The organism is Streptomyces sp. NPDC107581 (genome assembly GCF_055657175.1).
Window position 1 is genome coordinate 218,369 of the sequence record NZ_JBVKBH010000002.1, and the last position, 20,195, is coordinate 238,563.

The following is a 20,195-nucleotide window of genomic DNA, read 5'->3' on the forward strand; positions in this document are numbered from 1 at the left end:
GCCGGGCGGGTCAGGAAATGCCGAACTCTTTGCCGAGCAGGTCGAACATCTCGTCGTCGGTCGCGGTGTCGAGGTCGTCGGCCGCCTGCGGGGCGGCTTCGGCGCGGCTGTCGCGCCATGCGGTGAGCAGCGCCGACAGGCGGGCGCCGACCAGGTCGTCCGCGTCGTCGCCGGGCCGGACCGCGGCGAGGCTCGTCTCGATGCGGCCGAGTTCGGCGAGCAGGGGCGCCACGCCGCCGGGCTCGTCCACGACGAGGGTGTCCACGAGGTGGCCGACCAGGTCGAGCGGGGTCGGGTGGTCGAAGACCAGCGTCGCGGGCAGCCGGAGGCCGGTGGCGGCGCCCAGCCGGTTGCGCAGCTCGACCGCCGTGAGCGAGTCGAAGCCGAGCTCGGTGAACGCGCGCCGCTCGTCGACCGCTTCGGCGCCGGGCAGCGCGAGGACGGCCGCGACGTGCGCGCACACCAGGTCGACCAGGGCGGACGGCCGCTCGGTCGCGGGCAGCGCCGCCAGCCGGTCCCGCAGGGCGGCGGCGGGGTCGCCCCCGGTCTCCGCCGCCCTGCGGGTCGTCGTCCGCACCAGGCCGCTGAGCAGCGGCGGTACGGCGGCCGCGCCGCGCAGTGCCCGCAGGTCGAGCCGCATGGGCACGACGACCGGGTCCGTCCCGAGCGCCACCGCGTCGAACAGCTCCAGGCCTTCACCGGCGGTCAGGCCCGCGGCGCCGGTCCCGGCCAGCCGGGCGCCCATGCCGTCCTCTCCGGCCCACAGGCCCCAGGCCAGCGAGGTCGCCGGCAGGCCCTGGGCGCGGCGGTGCCGGGCGAGCGCGTCCAGGAACGCGTTGGCCGCCGCGTAGTTGCCCTGGCCGGGATTGCCGAAGATGCCGGCGGCCGAGGAGAACACCACGAACGCCGACAGGTCCGACTCGCGGGTCAGCTCGTGGAGGTTCCAGGCGGCGTCGACCTTCGGGCGGAACACGGTGTCGATCCGCTCCGGCGTCAGCGAACCGATCACCCCGTCGTCCAGCACGCCCGCCACATGCACGACGGCCGTCACCGGGTGCTCGGCCAGCAGCGCCGCCACCGCGTCGCGGTCCGCCACGTCACAGGCGACCACGGCGACCTCGGCCCCCAGGCCGGTCAACTCGTCGCGCAGCGCGCCCACTTGGCCGCGCCTGCTGGCCAGGACCAGCTGACGTACCCCGTGCCGCTCGACGAGGTGCCGCGCCACCAGCCCACCGAGCTTGCCGCTCGCACCGGTCACCAGTACGGCGCCGGCACCGAAGCCCGGCCCCTCGGCCTCGGCCGGACGGGCCCGCACCAGCCTCGGCGCGAAGGGTTCACCGGCCCGCACGGCCAGCTCGGGTTCGGAGCTCCCGATGGCCGACTTCCAGCCGTGCTCGTCGTCGACGTCCACCAGGGCGAAGCGGTCCGGGTTCTCGGACTGCGCCGTGCGCACCAGGCCCCACACGGCGGCGGACGCCAGGTCGGGCACGTCGTCCCCGGACCGGACCGCCACCGCGCCACGGGTCACCAGCACCAGCCGCGACGCCGCGCAGCGCCCGTCGGCCAGCCAGCCCTGCACCAGCTCCAGGGCGGTGTGCGCCTGCCGGTGCACCGCGCCCGCGTCCACGTCGGCGGGACGCGCGCAGCGCACCACGGTGTGCTCCGGCAGGGTCTCCCCCGCGTCCAGGGCCGACCGCAGCGCGGCCCAGTCCGCGAACTCCGTCACCGAACCCGCGCTCTGTGCCGACATCGTGGCGGGCACCCAGTCGAGCCGGAACAGCGCCTCGTGGCCGCGCGCCGCGCCGAGCGAGCCCGGCGCCACCGCGCGCACCACCAGCGAGTCGACCGTGGCCACCGGGGCACCGGAGCCGTCGGCGACCGTCAAGGACACCGCGTCCGGTCCGGCGGGCGACAACCGCACCCGCAGCACCGTCGCACCGGACGCGTGCAGCCGCACGCCCGTCCAGGAGAACGGCAGCCTGCCAGGTCCGTCGGCCCCGCCCATCAGGCCGATGGCGTGGAGCGCCGCGTCAAGGAGCGCCGGGTGCAGGCCGAACCGTCCCGTTTCCACGTCGTCGGGCAGCGCGACCTCGGCGAACACCTCGTTCCGGTGCCGCCACGCGCCCCTCAGGTTCTGGAACACCGGCCCGTAGGCGAAGCCGCCGTCGGCCATGTGGTCGTAGAACCCGTCCAGGTCCACGGCCTCGGCCCCCGCGGGCGGCCAGGGGCCGAGGTCGGCGGGAGCGGCGTCGTCGTCCGTCAGGACGCCGCTCGCGTGCCGGACCCAGGGCAGGTCGCCGCCCTCGTCGCGGGCGTGGACCGTCACCGGGCGCCGGCCCGACGCGTCCGGCGCGCCGACCCGCACCTGGACCTGTACGCCGCCCTGTGCGGGCAGCACCAGGGGCGTCTGCAGCGTCAGCTCCTCCACGCGGGCGCAGCCGACCTGGTCACCGGCCTGCACCGCCAGCTCGACGAACGCCGTGCCGGGCAGCAGTACCGAGCCCATGATCTCGTGCCCGGCCAGCCACGGGTGGGTGCGCAGCGACAGCCTGCCCGTGAACAGGGCGGTGTCCTCGTCCGCGAGCGTGACCGCGGCGCCGAGCAGCGGGTGGTCGGCGGAGCCGAGTCCGAGGCCGGAGGCGTCGGTGGCGGGCAGCATGCTCGTGTCGGGCCAGAACCGCTGGTACTGGAAGGCGTACGTCGGCAGGTCGACGGTGTGGCCGGTGCCCGCGTAGTAGGCGGCCCAGTCGACGGGCACGCCGCGCACGTGCAGGGCGGCGAGCGCGGTCATGACGGCGTCGCCCTCCGGCCGGTCGCCGCGCAGCGCCGGGACGAAGGCCGCGTCCGGCAGGGACTCCTGGCCGAGCGCGGACAGCACGCCGCCGGGGCCGATCTCGACGAGGACGTCCGCGCCCGTGGCGACCACGGCGTCGGCGAACCGCACCGACTCGCGCACGTGCCGCACCCAGTACTCCGGCGAGGCGAGTTCCTCGGCGGCCGCCCGCGCGCCGGTGAGCGCCGACACGATGGCGATCTGCGGTGTCTTCGCGGTCACGCCCGTGAGGACCTGGCGGAACGCGTCGAGCATCGGGTCCATCAGCGGCGAGTGGAACGCGTGGCTCACCCGGAGCCGGGTGGCCTTGCGTCCCGCCGCGCGCCACCGCTCGGCGACGGCGTCGACATCGGCGGCGGCACCGGAGACGACCACCGAATTCGGGCCGTTGACCGCGGCGATGCCGACGGTGTCCGGCAGATCGGGGGCGACCTCGGCCTCGCCGGCCTGGATCGCTGCCATCGCGCCGCCCGCAGGCAGCGCCTGCATCAGCGTGCCGCGCGCGGATACGACCTTGGCCGCGTCCGCGAGGGACCACACGCCCGCGACATGGGCCGCGGCGAGTTCGCCGATCGAGTGTCCGGCCAGGACGTCCGGCCGTACCCCCCACGATGCGAGCAGGCGGAACAGCGCGACCTCGACCGCAAACAGCGCGGGCTGCGTCACCCCGGTCTCGTTCAGCGCATCGGCGTCGTCACCGAACAGCACCTCACGCACCTGCGGGCCGAACTCCGCCAGAACCCGGTCCAGCGCCTCGGCGAACACCGGGTACCGGTCCGCCAGTTCACGGCCCATGCCGAGCCGCTGCGAGCCCTGGCCCGAGAACAGGAAGCCGACCCGGTGCTCATCGGTGACACCGCTGACGGCCCCGGTGACCGGACGTCCTTCGACGGCGTCGGTCAGCCCGGCCACCAGGTCGGGCAGGTCGTGGCCGACGACGGCGAGCCGGTGCTCGAACCCGGCCCGCGAGGTCGCGAGCGCGCGGGCCACGTCCGCCGGGTCGAGGTCGGGCCGTGCGCTCAGGTGTTCCCGCAGCCGCGCCGCCTGGTCGCGCAGGGCGCTCTCGGTACGGCCGGACACCAGCCACGGCCCGAGCGGCCCCTCGGCGTCCCGCGGCGCCCCGGCGTCCGACGGGGCCTCGGCATCCGACGGGGCCTCGACGATGACGTGCGCGTTGGTGCCGCTGAAGCCGAACGACGACACGCCCGCACGCCGGGGCCGGTCCGCCGCGGGCCACGGCCGTGCCTCGGTCAGCAGTTCCACGGCGCCCGCGGACCAGTCGACGTTCGGCGAGGGCTCGTCGGCGTGCAGCGTCTTCGGCAGGACACCGTTGCGCAGCGCCATGACCATCTTGATGATGCCGCCCACGCCCGCGGCGGCCTGGGTGTGGCCGATGTTGGACTTCAGCGAGCCGAGCCACAGGGGGTCGCCCGCGCGGTCCCGGCCGTAGGTGGCCAGCAGCGCCTGCGCCTCGATCGGGTCGCCGAGGGTCGTGCCGGTGCCGTGCGCCTCGACCGCGTCCACGTCGGACGGGGCCAGGCCCGCGTTGGCCAGGGCCTGCCGGATCACGCGCTGCTGCGAGGGGCCGTTGGGCGCGGTCAGGCCGTTGGACGCGCCGTCCTGGTTGACCGCCGTGCCGCGGATCACCGCGAGGACCGGGTGTCCGGCGCGGCGGGCGTCCGAGAGCCGTTCCAGGACGAGCATGCCGACGCCCTCGCCCCAGCCGGTGCCGTTGGCGTCGGCGGAGAACGAGCGGCACCGGCCGTCCGGCGAAAGGCCCTGCTGGCGGCTGAAGTCGACGAACGCGCCGGGCGTCGCCATGACGGTCGCGCCGCCCGCGAGCGCGAGCGAGCACTCGCCCGACCGCAGTGCCCGCACCGCCAGGTGCAGGGCGACGAGGGACGACGAGCACGCCGTGTCCACGGTCATCGCGGGGCCTTCGAGGCCGAACGTGTACGAGAGCCGGCCGGACGCGACACTGCCCGCGTTGCCCGTGCCGAGGTAGCCCTCGACGCTCTTCGGCGCACCGTGCAGCTGGGTGGCGTAGTCGTGGTACATCACGCCCGCGAACACGCCGGTCGCGCTGCCCCGCACCGACCTGGGGTCGATGCCCGCGCGCTCGAACGCCTCCCAGGAGGTTTCGAGCAGCAGCCGCTGCTGCGGGTCCATGGCCAGCGCCTCACGCGGCGAGATGCCGAAGAACCCCGGGTCGAACAGGTCGGCGTCGTGCAGGAAGCCGCCCTCACGGGTGTAGGAACTCCCTGCTCGTTCACCGGACGGGTCGTAGAGCGCCTCCACGTCCCAGCCGCGCTCGGTCGGGAACGGTGTGATGCCTTCGGCGCCGTCGGCGATCAGCCGCCACAGGTCCTCCGGCGAGCGGACGCCGCCGGGGTAGCGGCAGCTCATGCCGACGATCGCGATCGGCTCGTCGGCCTCGGTCGCGGCCACGGCCGGGTGCGCGGGCGCCACGGCGGCGGGCGCGCCCGCCAGTTCGGTGCCGATGAACGCGGCGAGCGCCGCCGGGGTCGGGTAGTCGAAAACCAGCGTGGCGGGCAGCCGCAGGCCCGTGGCCGTGTTGAGCCGGTTGCGCAGGTCGACGGCGGTCAGCGAGTCGAAGCCGAGCTCCGTGAACGCGTGCCCCGACGCGACCGCCTCCGGCCCGGCGTGGCCGAGGACCAGAGCGACCTGGGTGCGGACGAGGTCCAGCAGCACCCGGTCGCGCTCGTCCGCGGTGAGCGGCGCGAGACGGTCGCGGAGCGCACCCGTCGGGTCGGCCCCGCTCCCTGCCGCCCTGCGGTTCGTGGTGCGCACCAGGCCGCTGAACACCGGCGGGATCACCGGGAGTTCGCGTACGGCCCGCAGGTCGAGCCGCATCGGTACGACGACGGGATCGGCCCCGCCGACCGCGGCGTCGAACAGGGTGACGCCCTCGTTCGCGGACAGGCCCTCGGCGGCGGCGTTCGCCACCCGGGCGCCCATGCCGTCGGCCCACAGGCCCCACGCCAGCGAGGTGGCGGGCAGGCCCTGGGCGCGCCTGCGCCGGGCCAGGCCGTCGAGGAACGCGTTGGCGGCCGCGTAGTTGCCCTGGCCGGGCGCGCCGAGCGTACCCGCCACCGAGGAGAACAGGACGAACGCCGACAGGTCCAGGTCGCGGGTCAGCTCGTGCAGGTGCCGCGCCGCATCGACCTTCGCCCGGAACACGGTGTCGACCCGGTCCGGGGTCAGCGAGCCGATCGTGCCGTCGTCCAGCACACCGGCGGTGTGCACGACGGCGGTCACGGGGTGTTCGGCGAGCAGCGCGGCCAGCGCGTCGCGGTCGGCGACGTCGCAGGCGGCCACGGCGACCTCGGCGCCCCGCGCGGCCAGTTCGTCGCGCAGGTCCTCGGCGCCCGGCGCGGCCGTGCCGCGCCTGCTGGCCAGGACCAGCCTTGCGACTCCGTGCCGCTCGACGAGGTGCCGGGCGACCAGGGCGCCCAGCGCACCCGACGCGCCCGTCACCAGCACCGCGCTGTCCGGTCCGAACGCCGGGGCGTCGCCGCCGGCCTCGGGCCGCACCCGCGCCAGGCGGGCCACGGACATCCGGCCGTTCCGCACGGCGACCTGGGGTTCCCCGGTCGCCACGGCCGGCCTCCAGCCGTCCTCGTCGTCGACGTCCACCAGGACGAAGCGGTCCGGGTTCTCCAGCTGTGCCGTGCGCAGCAGACCCCACACGGCGGCGGACGCCAGGTCGGGCACGTCGTCCCCGGACCGGACCGCCACCGCGCCACGGGTCACCAGCACCAGCCGCGAGGCCGCGCAGCGCTCGTCGGCCAGCCAGCCCTGCACCAGCTCCAGAGCGCTCAGCACGGCCTGGCGGACGTCGTCCGCATGGTCCGCGTGGAGGGAACCGGTGCACCGCACCACGGTGTTCTCCGGCAGCGCCTCCCCCGCGTCCAGGGCCGACCGCAGCGCGGCCCGGTCCGCGAACTCCGCCACCGAAACCTCGCTCCGGGCGGAGGCCGGGGCGGGCACCCAGTCCAGGCGGAAGAGCGACTCCCAGCCCTGGCGCGACAGCGTCGCCGTCACGGGGCGCAGCACCAGCGAGTCGACCGTGGCCACCGGGGCGCCGGAGCCGTCCGCGACCGTCAGCGACACCCCGTCCGACCCGGCGGGCGACAACCGCACCCGCAGCACCGTCGCACCGTCGGCATGCAGCCGCACGCCCGTCCAGGAGAACGGCAGTTTCCCGGGGCCGTCGGCCCCGCCCATCAGGCCGATGCCGTGCAGCGCGGCGTCGAGCAGCGCCGGGTGCAGGCCGAAACCGCCTGCCTCCGCGCCGTCGGGCAGCGCGACCTCGGCGAACACCTCGTCGCCCTTGCGCCACGCGGCCCGCAGCCCCTGGAACACCGGCCCGTAGCCGAAGCCGCCGTCGGCCATGCGGTCGTAGCGGCCGTCCAGGGTCAGGGCCTCGGCCCCCGCGGGCGGCCACGCGCCGAGGTCGGCCGACGGTGCGTCGGCGCCGCCCACGAGCACACCGCTCGCGTGCCGCACCCACATGTCACCGTCGTCGTCGCGGGCGTGCACCGTCACCGAGCGGCGGCCGGACTCGTCGGCCACGCCCACCTGCAGCTGCACGCGTACGCCACCGCGCTCGGGCACCACCAGAGGTGCCTCCAGCGTCAGCTCCTCGACCAGGTCGCACCCGGTCTGGTCGCCCGCGCGGATCGCCAGCTCCAGGAACGCCGTTCCGGGCAGCAGGACCGAGCCCTGGATCACGTGATCCGCGAGCCACGGGTGGGTCTCCAGCGACAGACGGCCGGTGAAGAGCTGCCCGTCGGAGTCGGCCGTGTCGACGATCGCGCCGAGCAGTGGGTGGCCGGCCGAGCCGAGCCCGGCGGCGTTCAGGTCGCCCGCCCCCACTCCGGCGTCCAGCCAGTACCGCTGGTGCTGGAACGCGTAGGTCGGCAGGTCGACGCGCCGCGCGCCGCGACCGGCGAAGAACGCCTCCCAGTCCAGCCGCACGCCTCGCGTGCACAGCTGGGCCACCGCCGACACCAGCGCGGACTCCTCCGGCCGATCGGTGCGCAGCGCCGCCACGAACCCGGCGTCCGGCGCGGACTCCTGGCCCAGCGCGGAGAGCGTCCCGCCCGGCCCGACCTCGACGAACGTGACAAGGCCCTCGGTGACCAGCGTGTGCACGGCGTCGGCGAACCGCACCGATTCCCGTACATGCCGCACCCAGTACTCCGGCGAGGCGAGCTCCTCGGCGGTCGCGCGGGCACCGGTCAACGTCGACACGATCGGAATCGCGGGCGCTTCGAAGGTCACACCCTCCAGCACCCGGCGGAAGTCGTCCAGCATCGGGTCCATGAGCGGGGAGTGGAACGCGTGGCTCACCCGGAGCCGGGTCACCTTGCGGCCCGCCTTGTGCCACCGCTCGGCGACGGCCTCCGCATCGGCGGCGGCACCGGAGACGACCACCGACGACGGACCGTTCACCGCCGCGATGCCCACCGTCTCCGACAGGTCCGGCGCGACCTCGGCCTCCGTCGCCCGGATCGCCACCATCGCACCGCCGTCGGGCAGCGCCTGCATCAGCCCCGCGCGGGCCGAGACCACCTTCACCGCGTCGGCCAGCGACCACACACCGGAGACGTGCGCGGCGGCCAGCTCACCGATCGAGTGACCGGCGAGCACGTCCGGACGGATGCCCCACGACTCAAGGAGACGGAACAGGGCCACCTCGACCGCGAACAGCGCGGGCTGCGTCACCCCCGTCTCATTCAGCGCTTCGGCATCCTCACCGAACAGCACCTCACGGACCTCAGGAGCCAGCAGCCCCAGCACCTCGTCCAGGGAAGCGGCAAACACCGGGAACCGGCCAGCCAGTTCACGGCCCATCCCGAGCCGCTGCGAACCCTGGCCCGAGAACAGGAAGCCCACACCGCCCGGGGCGACGGAGCCCGTGACCAGGCCGGGGAACGGCCGGCCCTCGGCCAGAGCGGTGAGCCCGTCCAGGAGGGCCGCGCGGTCGTCGCCCACGACGACCGCCCTGTGGTCGAAGGCCGACCGGGTCGTCGCCAACGCGTAGCCGACGTCCTGCGTGCCGATGCCCTGTCCGCCACGCTCCGGCTCGCCACGCTCCGGCTCGCCGTGCTCCGGGCGGCCCGCGAGGTGCTCCCGCAGCCGGACCGCCTGCTCCCGCAGTGCCTCCGCGGTCCGCGCGGACAGCACCCACGGCACGAGGCCGCCGTCGACCGGGGCCGGGACGTGGTCCTCGCCCGGTACGTACTCGAGGATGGTGTGCGCGTTCGTGCCGCTGACGCCGAACGACGAGACACCGGCCCGCCGCAGACGTCCGGTCTCCGGCCACGGCCGGGACTCCGTCAGCAGTTCGACGGCGCCGGCCGACCAGTCCACGTTCGACGAGGGCTCACCGACGTGCAGGGTCTGCGGCAGCACTCCGTGCCGCAGCGCCATCACCATCTTGATCACACCCGCGACACCGGCCGCGGCCTGGGTGTGGCCGAGGTTCGACTTGATGGAGCCGAGCCACAGCGGCCGGTCGTCGGGCCGGTCCTGGCCGTAGGTGGCGAGCAGGGCCTGGGCCTCGATCGGGTCGCCGAGGGTCGTGCCGGTGCCGTGCGCCTCGACCGCGTCCACGTCGGACGGCTCCAGACCGGCGCTCGCCAGGGCCTGCCGGATGACCCGCTGCTGGGAGGGGCCGTTGGGCGCGGTCAGGCCGTTGGACGCGCCGTCCTGGTTCACCGCGGAGCCGCGGATCACCGCGAGGACGGGGTGCCCGTTGCGGCGGGCGTCCGACAGCCGCTCCACGAGCAGCATGCCCACGCCCTCGCCCCAGCCGGTGCCGTCGGCGCTGTCGGAGAACGACTTGCACCGGCCGTCCGACGAAAGGCCGCGCTGGCGGCTGAAGTCGACGAACGTGCTGGGGGTCGCCATCACGGCGACACCACCGGCCAGCGCCATCGTGCACTCCCCCTGACGCAGCGCCTGGATCGCCCAGTGCAGGGCGACCAGCGACGAGGAGCAGGCGGTGTCGACGGTGACGGCGGGCCCCTCCAGGCCGAGCGCGTAGGCGACGCGACCGGACGCGACGCTGCCGGACCCGCCGGTGCCGAGGTAGCCCTCGACGTCCTCCGAGACGGAACGCAGCCGCGCCACGTAGTCGTGGTACATCACCCCCGCGAACACGCCGACAGCCTTGCCCCGGGCCGAGTTCGGGTCGATGCCCGCGCGCTCGAACGCCTCCCAGGAGGTTTCGAGCAGCAGCCGCTGCTGCGGGTCCATGGCCAGCGCCTCACGCGGCGAGATGCCGAAGAACGCCGGGTCGAACAGGTCGGCGTCGTGCAGGAAGCCGCCCTCACGGGTGTAGGAGGTACCCGTGCGCTCGGGGTCCGGGTCGTACAGGGCGTCCACGTCCCAGCCCCGGTTGACGGGGAACTCGCTGATGGCGTCCACACCGTCCAGGACGAGCCGCCACAGCTCCTCGGGCGAGTTCACGCCGCCCGGGTAGCGGCAGCTCATGCCGACGATCGCGATCGGCTCGTCGGACACCGCCACGGCCGTGTGCGCGGGCGCGGCCACGACGGGCGCGCCCGCGAGCTCGGCGCTGATGAACGCGGCGAGCGCGGCGGGGTTCGGGTGGTCGAAGACGAGGGTCGCGGGCAGCCGCAGCTCGGTGGCCGCGTTGAGGTGGTTGCGCAGCTCGACGGAGCTGAGCGAGTCGAAGCCCAGCTCCCTGAACGCCCGGTCGGGTTCGACGGCATGGGCCGAGCTGTGGCCGAGCACCGCCGCGGCGTGCGTGCGGACGAGGTCCAGCAGCGCCTTCTCCCGTTCGCCCTCGGTCAGGCCCGCCAGCGACTGTGCCAGCGCGGACCGGGCGGCGGGATCTGCGGTCCTGCGAGCCGTGTTCCGCACCAGCCCGCGCAGCAGGTGGAGTACGGGCTGGGTACGCGCCTGCCGGCGCAGCACGGCGAAGTCCATCGGCACGGGGGCCAGCAGCGCACGCCCCGTGGAGCCAGCGGCGTCGAACAGCGCCAGGCCTTCGGCCGGCCCCAGCGGAATGGCACCGCCGCTGGTGATGCGGCGTACGTCGGTGTCGTCGAGGCTGCCCGCCATGCCACCGCCCGTGGCCCACAGGCCCCAGGCCAGTGACGTCGCGGCCAGACCGGCCGCCCGGCGGTGCTGCGCCAGCGCGTCCAGGAAGCTGTTCGCCGCCGCGTAGTTGCCCTGACCCGCGCCGCCGAAGACACCGGCGGCGGACGAGAACAGCACGAAGGCGGACAGGTCCATGCCCCGGGTCAGCTCGTGCAGATGCCACGCCGCGTCGACCTTCGGCCGGAACACGCCGTCGATCCGCTCGGGTGTCAGCGAGCCGATCACGCCGTCGTCCAGCACACCAGCGGTATGCACCACAGCAGAGATCCGATGCTCTGCCAGCAGCTCGGCCAGCGCCTCCCGGTCGGCCACGTCACAGGCCGCAAGGACGACATCGGCGCCCTGCGCTTCGAGTTCCGCACGCAGCTCCGCGGCACCCTCGGCCCCGGCACCACGCCTGCTGACCAGCAACAGACTCCGCACACCCCGCTCCACGACCAGATGCCGGGCAACCAGACCACCCAGAGTGCCCGTCGCACCCGTGACCAGCACCACACCCGAACCGAACCCGGCATCCTCCACCACCGAGTCCCGCACCCGAGCCAGCCGCAGGGCACACGCAGCACCCGCCCGCACCGCCAACTGCGGCTCACCCGTGCCCAGCACAGCAGACAGCCCATCGACCGAAGCCGTCTCGCCATCCAGGTCGACCAGCACGATCCGGTCCGGGTTCTCCGACTGCGCCGAGCGCACCAGACCCCACACCGCCGCCTGCGCCAGATCCCGCACACCCTCGTCGTCCGCCACGGCAACCGCTCCCCTGGTCACGACGACCAGACGCGCCGGGTGGAACCGCTCCTCGGCAAGCCAGGCCTGCACCGCGTGCAGCGCCCAGTGCGCGGCCTCATGCGCGCCGACAGCCGGGTCGGAGGCGGACGTGACCGGGTACGACAGAGCGACGAAGTCCGACAGTTCGGCCGACGACTGCGCCAGACCCTCCAGATCGGTCGTCCACTCCACCGTCGGGGCATCGCCCTCGGACAGCGGCACCGACACCGACACCCAGTCGACACCGAACAGCGCATCGCCGCGTGCGTCAGTGGCGGCCTGGACCGGGGCCGCCGGGCGCAGTACCAGCGAGTCGATCGTCGCCACCGGGGCACCGGAGCCGTCCGCGACCGCCAGCGACACACCGTCCACGCCCGCGGGCGACAACCGCACCCGCAGCACCGTCGCACCGGAGGCGTACAGACGCACACCCGACCAGGAGAACGGCAGCCTGCCGGGAGCATCGGCCTCACCCGTCAGCCCGGTCGCGTGCAACGCCGCGTCAAGCAGCGCCGGATGCAGACCGAAGCCCTCCGCCTTCACCCCCTCCGGCAGCGCAACCTCGGCGAACACCTCCTCACCCTTGCGCCACGCCGCCCGCAAACCCTGGAACACCGGCCCGTAACCGAAGCCGCCGTCGGCCATGCCCGCGTAGAACCCGTCCAGGGCCACGGCCTCGCCCCCGGCGGGCGGCCACTCGACCAGCGGATCCCCGCCGGAACGCCCGCCGGCCCGCAGTACGCCGGTGGCGTGCCGGGTCCACGAACGACCGTCCTCCATGTCGCCCGTACTGGAGTGGAAGGTCAGCTCGCGCCTGCCGGACGCGTCCTCTGCAGCGACCCAGACCTGCACCCGCACGGAGCCGTTCTCGGGCAGGACGAGAGGCGCTTCCAGCGTCAGCTCCTCCACCAGGTCACAGCCGACCTGGTCACCCGCACGGATCGCCAGGTCGAGGAAGGCCGTCCCGGGCAGCAGCACCGAGCCCATGACCGCGTGATCGGCCAGCCACGGGTGGGTCTGGACCGACAGCCTGCCGGTCAGCAGCACGCCGTCCGTGCCACCGAGGACGACGGTCGCACCCAGCAGCGGATGCTCGGCGGGACCGAGCCCGGCCGCGGCGACGTCGCCGATCAGTGGCTGCACGTCGGGCCAGTAGTCGTCACGCTGGAACGCATACGTGGGCAGGTCGACCCGGCGCGTTCCGCGGCCGGTGAAGAAGACCTCCCAGTCCACCCGGGCACCGTGAACGTGCAGTTGTCCCGCGGCCGTCGTGACGGCCGTCGCCTCCGGCCGGTCGCCGCGCAGCACCGGTACGAAGGCCGCGTCCGGCGCGGACTCCTGGCCCAGTGCGGACAGCGTCCCGCCCGGCCCGACTTCGACGAAGGTGCCGACGCCCTCGGCGACCAGCGCGCTCACCGCGTCGGCGAACCGCACCGATTCGCGCACGTGCCGCACCCAGTACGACGGTGACGTCACCTCTTCGAGGGTGGCTCGCGCGCCGGTCAGCGTCGACACGATCGGAATCGCGGGCGCCTCGTACGACACACCCTCCAGCACCCGGCGGAACGCCTCCAGCATCGGATCCATCAACGGCGAATGGAACGCATGGCTCACCCGCAGCCGCGACACCTTCCGACCCGCCGCACGCCACCGCTCGCCAACAGCCTCCACATCAGCGGCGACACCGGAAACCACCACCGAGTCCGGCCCGTTCACCGCCGCGATGCCCACCGTCTCCGGCAGCCCGGGTGCGACCTCGGCCTCCGTCGCCCGGATCGCCACCATCGCCCCACCCTCGGGTAACGCCTGCATCAGCCCCGCACGGGCCGACACCACCTTCACCGCGTCCGCGAGAGACCACACCCCCGAGACATGAGCCGCGGCCAGCTCACCGATCGAATGACCGGCCAGCACATCCGGCCGCACACCCCACGACTCAAGGAGACGGAACAGGGCCACCTCGACCGCGAACAGCGCGGGCTGCGTCACCCCCGTCTCATTCAGCGCTTCGGCATCCTCACCGAACAGCACCTCACGGACCTCAGGAGCCAGCAGCCCCAGCACCTCGTCCAACGCCTCGGCGAACACCGGGAAACGGCCCGCCAGTTCACGACCCATCCCGAGCCACTGCGAACCCTGACCCGAGAACAGGAAACCCACCCGGCCGGGCTCATCAGCCACACCCGAGACCACACCGCCTGCCGCCCGGCCCTCGGCCACCGCCGCCAGCGCATCCAGCAGCTCCGCCCGGTCAGCACCGACCACCACCGCACGGTGCTCCAGCACCGCACGCGACGACACCAGCGCACGCCCCACATCCGCCACCGGCAGATCCGACGACGCCTCCACGAAAGACTTCAGCCGCGAAGCCTGCTCCCGCAGCGCCTCCACGCTCCGCGCCGACAGCACCCACGGCACCAGACCACCGTCGTACGCCGCCGGCTCCGCAACCACCTCCGCAACCGCCACCGACTCCACCACCGGCGCCTGCTCCACGATGACGTGCGCGTTCGTACCGCTGAAGCCGAACGACGACACACCGGCGCGCCAAGGGCGGTCCGCGGCGGGCCACTCGCGCTCGTCGGTGAGCAGTTCGACCGCGCCGGCGGTCCAGTCGACGTGCGGCGACGGTTCATCCACGTGGAGGGTGCGGGGCAGCACGCCGTGCCGCATCGCCATCACCATCTTGATCACACCCGCCACACCGGCGGCGGCCTGCGTGTGACCGATGTTCGACTTCAGCGACCCCAGCCACAGCGGCTCACCGACACGGTCCTGGCCGTAGGTGGCCAGCAGGGCCTGCGCCTCGATCGGGTCACCGAGCTTCGTACCGGTGCCGTGGGCCTCGACCGCGTCCACGTCGGACGCTTCCAGGCCGGCGCTCGCCAGGGCCTGACGGATGACCCGCTGCTGCGAGGGGCCGTTCGGCGCGGTCAGGCCGTTCGAGGCGCCGTCCTGGTTCACCGCGGAACCCCGTACCACGGCAAGGACCTGGTGACCGTTGCGCTCGGCGTCCGACAGCCGCTCCACGAACAGCATGCCGACGCCCTCGCCCCAGCCGGTGCCGTCCGCACCCGCGCCGAACGCCTTGCAGCGGCCGTCCTCGGCCAGGCCCCGCTGGCGGCTGAACTCGATGAACGAGCTCGGCGTGGACATCACCGTCACGCCGCCCGCGAGGGCCAGTTCGCACTCACCCTTGTGCAGTGCCTGCACCGCCAGGTGCAGGGCGACCAGCGACGACGAGCACGCCGTGTCCACCGTGACGGCCGGGCCTTCGAGCCCGAAGGTGTACGACAGCCGGCCCGAGGCGACGCTGGCCGCGTTGCCGGTCCCCGCGTAACCGCCCACGTCCTCGGCAGCGGCACCCAGTATCCACCCGTAGTCCTGCATGTTCGAGCCGACGAACACGCCGACGCGCCCACCACGCAGCGAGTTGGGGTCGATGCCCGCCCGTTCGAAGGCTTCCCAGGAGGTTTCCAGGAGCAGCCGCTGCTGCGGGTCCATCGCCAGCGCCTCGCGTGGCGAGATCCCGAAGAAGCCCGCGTCGAAGCCGCTCACGTCCGACAGGAACGCGCCCGACCGCGAGTACGAGGTCCCCACCGAGTCCGGGTCGGGATCGTACAGCGCCTCCAGGTCCCACCCGCGGTCGGCCGGGAACTCCGACACCGCGTCCCCGCCGGAGAGCAGGACCTGCCACAGATCCTCCGGGCTCGCCACACCACCCGGGAACCGGCAGGCCATCCCCACGATCGCGATCGGCTCATCGGACACGTCCGCCACGGTGATCGAAGCAGAAGTGGTCGCGGCCGCACCGCACAGCTCGGTCCGCAGACAGGCCGCCAGCGCAGCCGCGTTCGGATAGTCGAAGACCAGAGTCGTGGGCAGAGCAACCCCGGTGACCTCACTGAGCCGGGCCCGCAACTCCACCGCCGTCAGCGAATCGAAACCCAACTCCCTGAAAGCACGCGTCGCCGACAACGCCTCACCCGACGCATGCCCCAAAACCGCAGCCGCCTCCAACCGGACCAACTCCGTCAGCTGCCGCTCCTGCTCCACCTCCCCCAACCCCACAAGCCGCTGTGCCAAAGCCGACACACCCTGCCCCGAAGACACCACCCCGAACACAGCACCCAGCTGAGGCAACTCACTCAACAACACACTCCGGCGCTGCGCCATGAACGTGCCCGCAAACCGCTCCCAGTCCACATCCGCAACAACAACATTCCCGTCCCCACCCTCCAACGCCGCCGCCAGACCCACCACCGCGACAGCCGGAGCCATCGACGGCAAACCCCGACGCCGCAACTGCACCCCAGCATCCCGACCCGCATTCGCCACCATGCCACCCTCAGCCCACGGCCCCCACGCCACCGCCACAGCCGGCAACCCCACAGCCCTACGGCGCTCCGCCAACGCATCCAGATAAGCATTGGCAGCCGCATACGCACCCTGACCACCACTACCCCACACACCAGCAATCGACGAGAACACCACAAACGCATCCAACGACACACCAGCAAGCAACTCATGCAAATTCCGCGCACCAACAGCCTTCGCCGCCAGCACCTCAGCAAACCCACCCACATCCGAGTCAGCCAAAGCCGCCGAACGCTCCACACCCGCCGCGTGCACCACCGCGTCGAGTGCCGGAAGGGTCTCCAGCAGCGCCGCGACGGACTCCCGGTCCGCCACGTCACAGGCCGCGAACGTCACCCGCGCGCCCAGCCCGACGAGCTCGGCTTCCAGTTCCGCGGTGCCCTCGGCCTCCGGACCACGACGGCTGGCCAGCACCAGATGCTCGGCTCCCTGGGCGGCCAGCCAGCGCGCCACATGACCGCCCAGAGCACCAAGACCACCGGTGACCAGGACCGTCCCGCGCGGCGTCCACCCGGTACCGGTCACGTGCCCCAGAGGCGCGGGCACCAGCCGGCGGCCGAGGATCCCGCCACCGCGCAACGCAACCTGATCCTCACCATTCACCCCGGCAAGAACCGAAGCCAGCAGATCACCGGCCGCCTCGTCACACACCTCCGGCACATCGACCAGACCACCCCAACGACCCGACTCCTCCAACGCGGCCACCCGGCCCAGACCCCACACCATCGACTGCTCGAACCCGGCAACCAGATCACCCGAACCCGCCGCCACCGCACCCGACGTCACACACCACAACGGACCCGACACACCCACATCACCCAACGCCCGCAGAAGACCAAGCATGGCCCCCAAACCCACAGGTACGCCCGAAACATCCGCAGAGGCCAGCCCCAGCAGCGAAACCACACCACTCACCGCAGGCAGCCCCGCGAGCTGCTCCGCCCAATCGACCGCCTCCGGATCCACCTCCACAACCTGCGCCTCAGCACCATTCCGAATCAGCGCGTCCCGCACCCACCCGGCCCGGGCCTCATCAACAGGCGCCACGACCAGCCACGTACCAGCCAGGCCCCGAGGCCCAGCGACCACCGGCCGCCACTCGACCCGGTATCGCCACTCATCAGCGGTGGACCGGTTCTGCTGCTCTTTACGCCATGCGGACAGCCGGGGCAGCACCGCACTCAACGGAGCGTCGGACGAGACGTCCAGGGTGCGGGCGAGATCGGCGATGTCACCGTCCTCGACGACGCCCCAGAACCGCGCGTCCACCGGAGACAACCGCTCGACGTCCATGTCGACAGGCGCGGCGTCCAGCCAGAAGCGCTCACGCTGGAACGCGTACGTCGGCAGGTCGACCGGGCGTGTTCCCCGGCCCGTGAAGAAGATCTGCCAGTCCACCCGGACACCGCGCACGTGCAGTTGTCCCGCGGCCGTCGTGACGGCCACCGCCTCCGGCCGGTCACCACGCAGCACCGGTACGAAGGCCGCGTCCGGCGCGGACTCCTGCCCGAGCGCGGAGAGCGTCCCGCCGGGGCCCACCTCGACGAACGTGCCGACACCATCCGCGACCAGCGCACTCACCGCATTGGCGAACCGCACCGACTCGCGCACATGCCGCACCCAGTACTCAGGCGACGACAACTCGTCGGCCGTGGCCGACCCGCCCGTCAGCGTCGACACAATCGGAATCGCGGGCGCCTCGAACGACACGCTCTCCAGCACCGCACGGAAGTCATCCAGCATCGGGTCCATCAGCGGCGAGTGGAAGGCGTGGCTCACCCGGAGCCGGGTCACCTTCCGGCCCTCCGCACGCCACCGCTCGCCAACAGCCTCCACATCAGCGGCGACACCGGAAACCACCACCGAGTCCGGCCCGTTCACCGCCGCGATGCCCACCGTCTCCGGCAGGTCCGACGCGACCTCGGCCTCCGTCGCCCGGATCGCAACCATCGCACCACCCGCGGGTAACGCCTGCATCAGCGCACCCCGGGCCGACACCACCTTCACCGCATCGGCCAACGACCACACACCGGCCACGTGCGCGGCGGCCAGCTCACCGATCGAGTGACCGGCCAGTACGTCGGGACGAATGCCCCAGGACTCCAACAGCCGGAACAGCGCGACCTCGACCGCGAACAGCGCGGGCTGCGTCACTCCCGTCTCATTCAGCGCTTCGGCATCCTCACCGAACAGCACCTCACGGACCTCAGGAGCCAGCAGCCCCAGCACCTCGTCCAACGCCTCGGCGAACACCGGGAAACGGACCGCCAGTTCACGACCCATCCCGAGCCACTGCGAACCCTGACCCGAGAACAGGAAACCCACCCGGCCGGGCTCATCAGCCACACCCGAGACCACACCGCCTGCCGCCCGGCCCTCGGCCACCGCCGCCAGCGCATCCAGCAGCTCCGACCGGTCAGCACCGACCACCACCGCACGGTGCTCCAGCACCGCACGCGACGACACCAGCGCACGCCCCACATCCGCCACCGGCAGATCCGACGACGCCTCCACGAAAGACTTCAGCCGCGAAGCCTGCTCCCGCAGCGCCTCCACGCTCCGCGCCGACAGCACCCACGGCACCAGACCACCGCCGTACACCGCCGGCTCCCCAACCACCTCCGCAACCGCCGCCGGCTCCACCACCGGCGCCTGCTCCACGATGACGTGCGCGTTCGTACCGCTGACACCGAACGACGACACGCCCGCCCGCCACGGGCGGCCGGTCTCCGGCCACGGCTTGGCCTCCGTCAGGAGTTCCATCCCGCCCCCGGACCAGTCCACGTGCGAGGACGGCTCGTCGACGTGCAGGGTCTGCGGCAGCACACCGTGCCGCATCGCCATCACCATCTTGATCACACCCGCCACACCCGCGGCGGCCTGCGTGTGACCGATGTTCGACTTGATGGAGCCGAGCCAGAGCGGCCGGTCGGCGGGGCGGCCCTGGCCGTACGTGGCCAGCAGCGCCTGCGCCTCGATCGGGTCGCCCAGCTTCGTGCCCGTACCGTGTGCCTCGACGGCGTCCACCTGGGCCGCGGAGAGGCGCGCGCTCGCCAGTGCCTGGCGGATCACACGCTGCTGGGAGGGGCCGTTGGGTGCGGTGAGGCCGTTGGACGCGCCGTCCTGGTTCACCGCCGAGCCACGGATCACGCCGAGGACCTGGTGGCCGTTGCGCTCGGCGTCCGACAGGCGTTCCAGGAGGAGCAGGCCGACGCCCTCGCCCCAGCCGGTGCCGTCGGCTCCGTCGGCGAACGCCTTGACGCGGCCGTCCGCGGCCAGGCCCCGCTGGCGGCTGAAGTCGATGAAGGCGCCGGGCGTCGACATCACCGTGACGCCGCCCGCGAGGGCGAGCGGGCACTCGCCGTGCCGCAGCGCGTGGGCCGCGAGGTGCAGGGCGACCAGGGACGACGAGCAGGCGGTGTCGATGGTGAGCGCGGGGCCTTCAAATCCGAAGGTGTAGGCGATGCGGCCCGAGATGACGCTCGCCGCGTTGCCGGTGCCGAGGTAGCCCTCGTAGCCGTCGGGTGCGCCGGTGATCAGGCGGGACAGGTAGTCCTGGCCGTTGGTGCCGACGAAGACGCCCGACCGGCTGCCCCGCATCGCCTGCGGGTCGATGCCGGCCCGCTCGAACGCCTCCCAGGAGGTCTCCAGGAGCAACCGCTGCTGCGGGTCCATGGCCGCGGCCTCGCGCGGCGAGATCCCGAAGAAGGCGGGGTCGAAGTCCGGGACCTCGTGGATGAAGGCACCCTCGCGGGTGTAGCAGGTCCCCTGCCGGTCGGGGTCGTCGTCGAAGAGCGCCTCCAGATCCCACCCGCGGTCGGTGGGGAACGCGGAGACGGCGTCCTTGCCGTCCAGCAGGAGACGCCACAGGTCCTCCGGCGACCGCACGCCGCCGGGGAACCGGCAGCTCATGCCGACGATCGCGATCGGCTCGACCTCGCGCTCCTCGGCCTCGCGCAGCTTGCCGCGCATCTCCTGCAGGTCCACGGAGGCCCGCCGCAGGTAGTCGAGGTACTTCTCCTCGTTGGACATGTGATCGGACCCTTCAGGTGTGTTCATC

The 20,195-nt window shown here is 73.3% G+C and carries 1 protein-coding gene; it reads right to left on the reverse strand.

Going from position 1 to position 20,195, the window contains the following annotated elements; genetic code table 11:
• Positions 1 to 10: 10 nt before the first annotated feature.
• Entirely contained in the window at positions 11 to 20,194 is a 20,184-nt protein-coding gene (locus ACZ7P3_RS04880; protein ID WP_472078992.1) for a type I polyketide synthase, read from the reverse strand.
• Position 20,195: the final 1 nt, after the last annotated feature.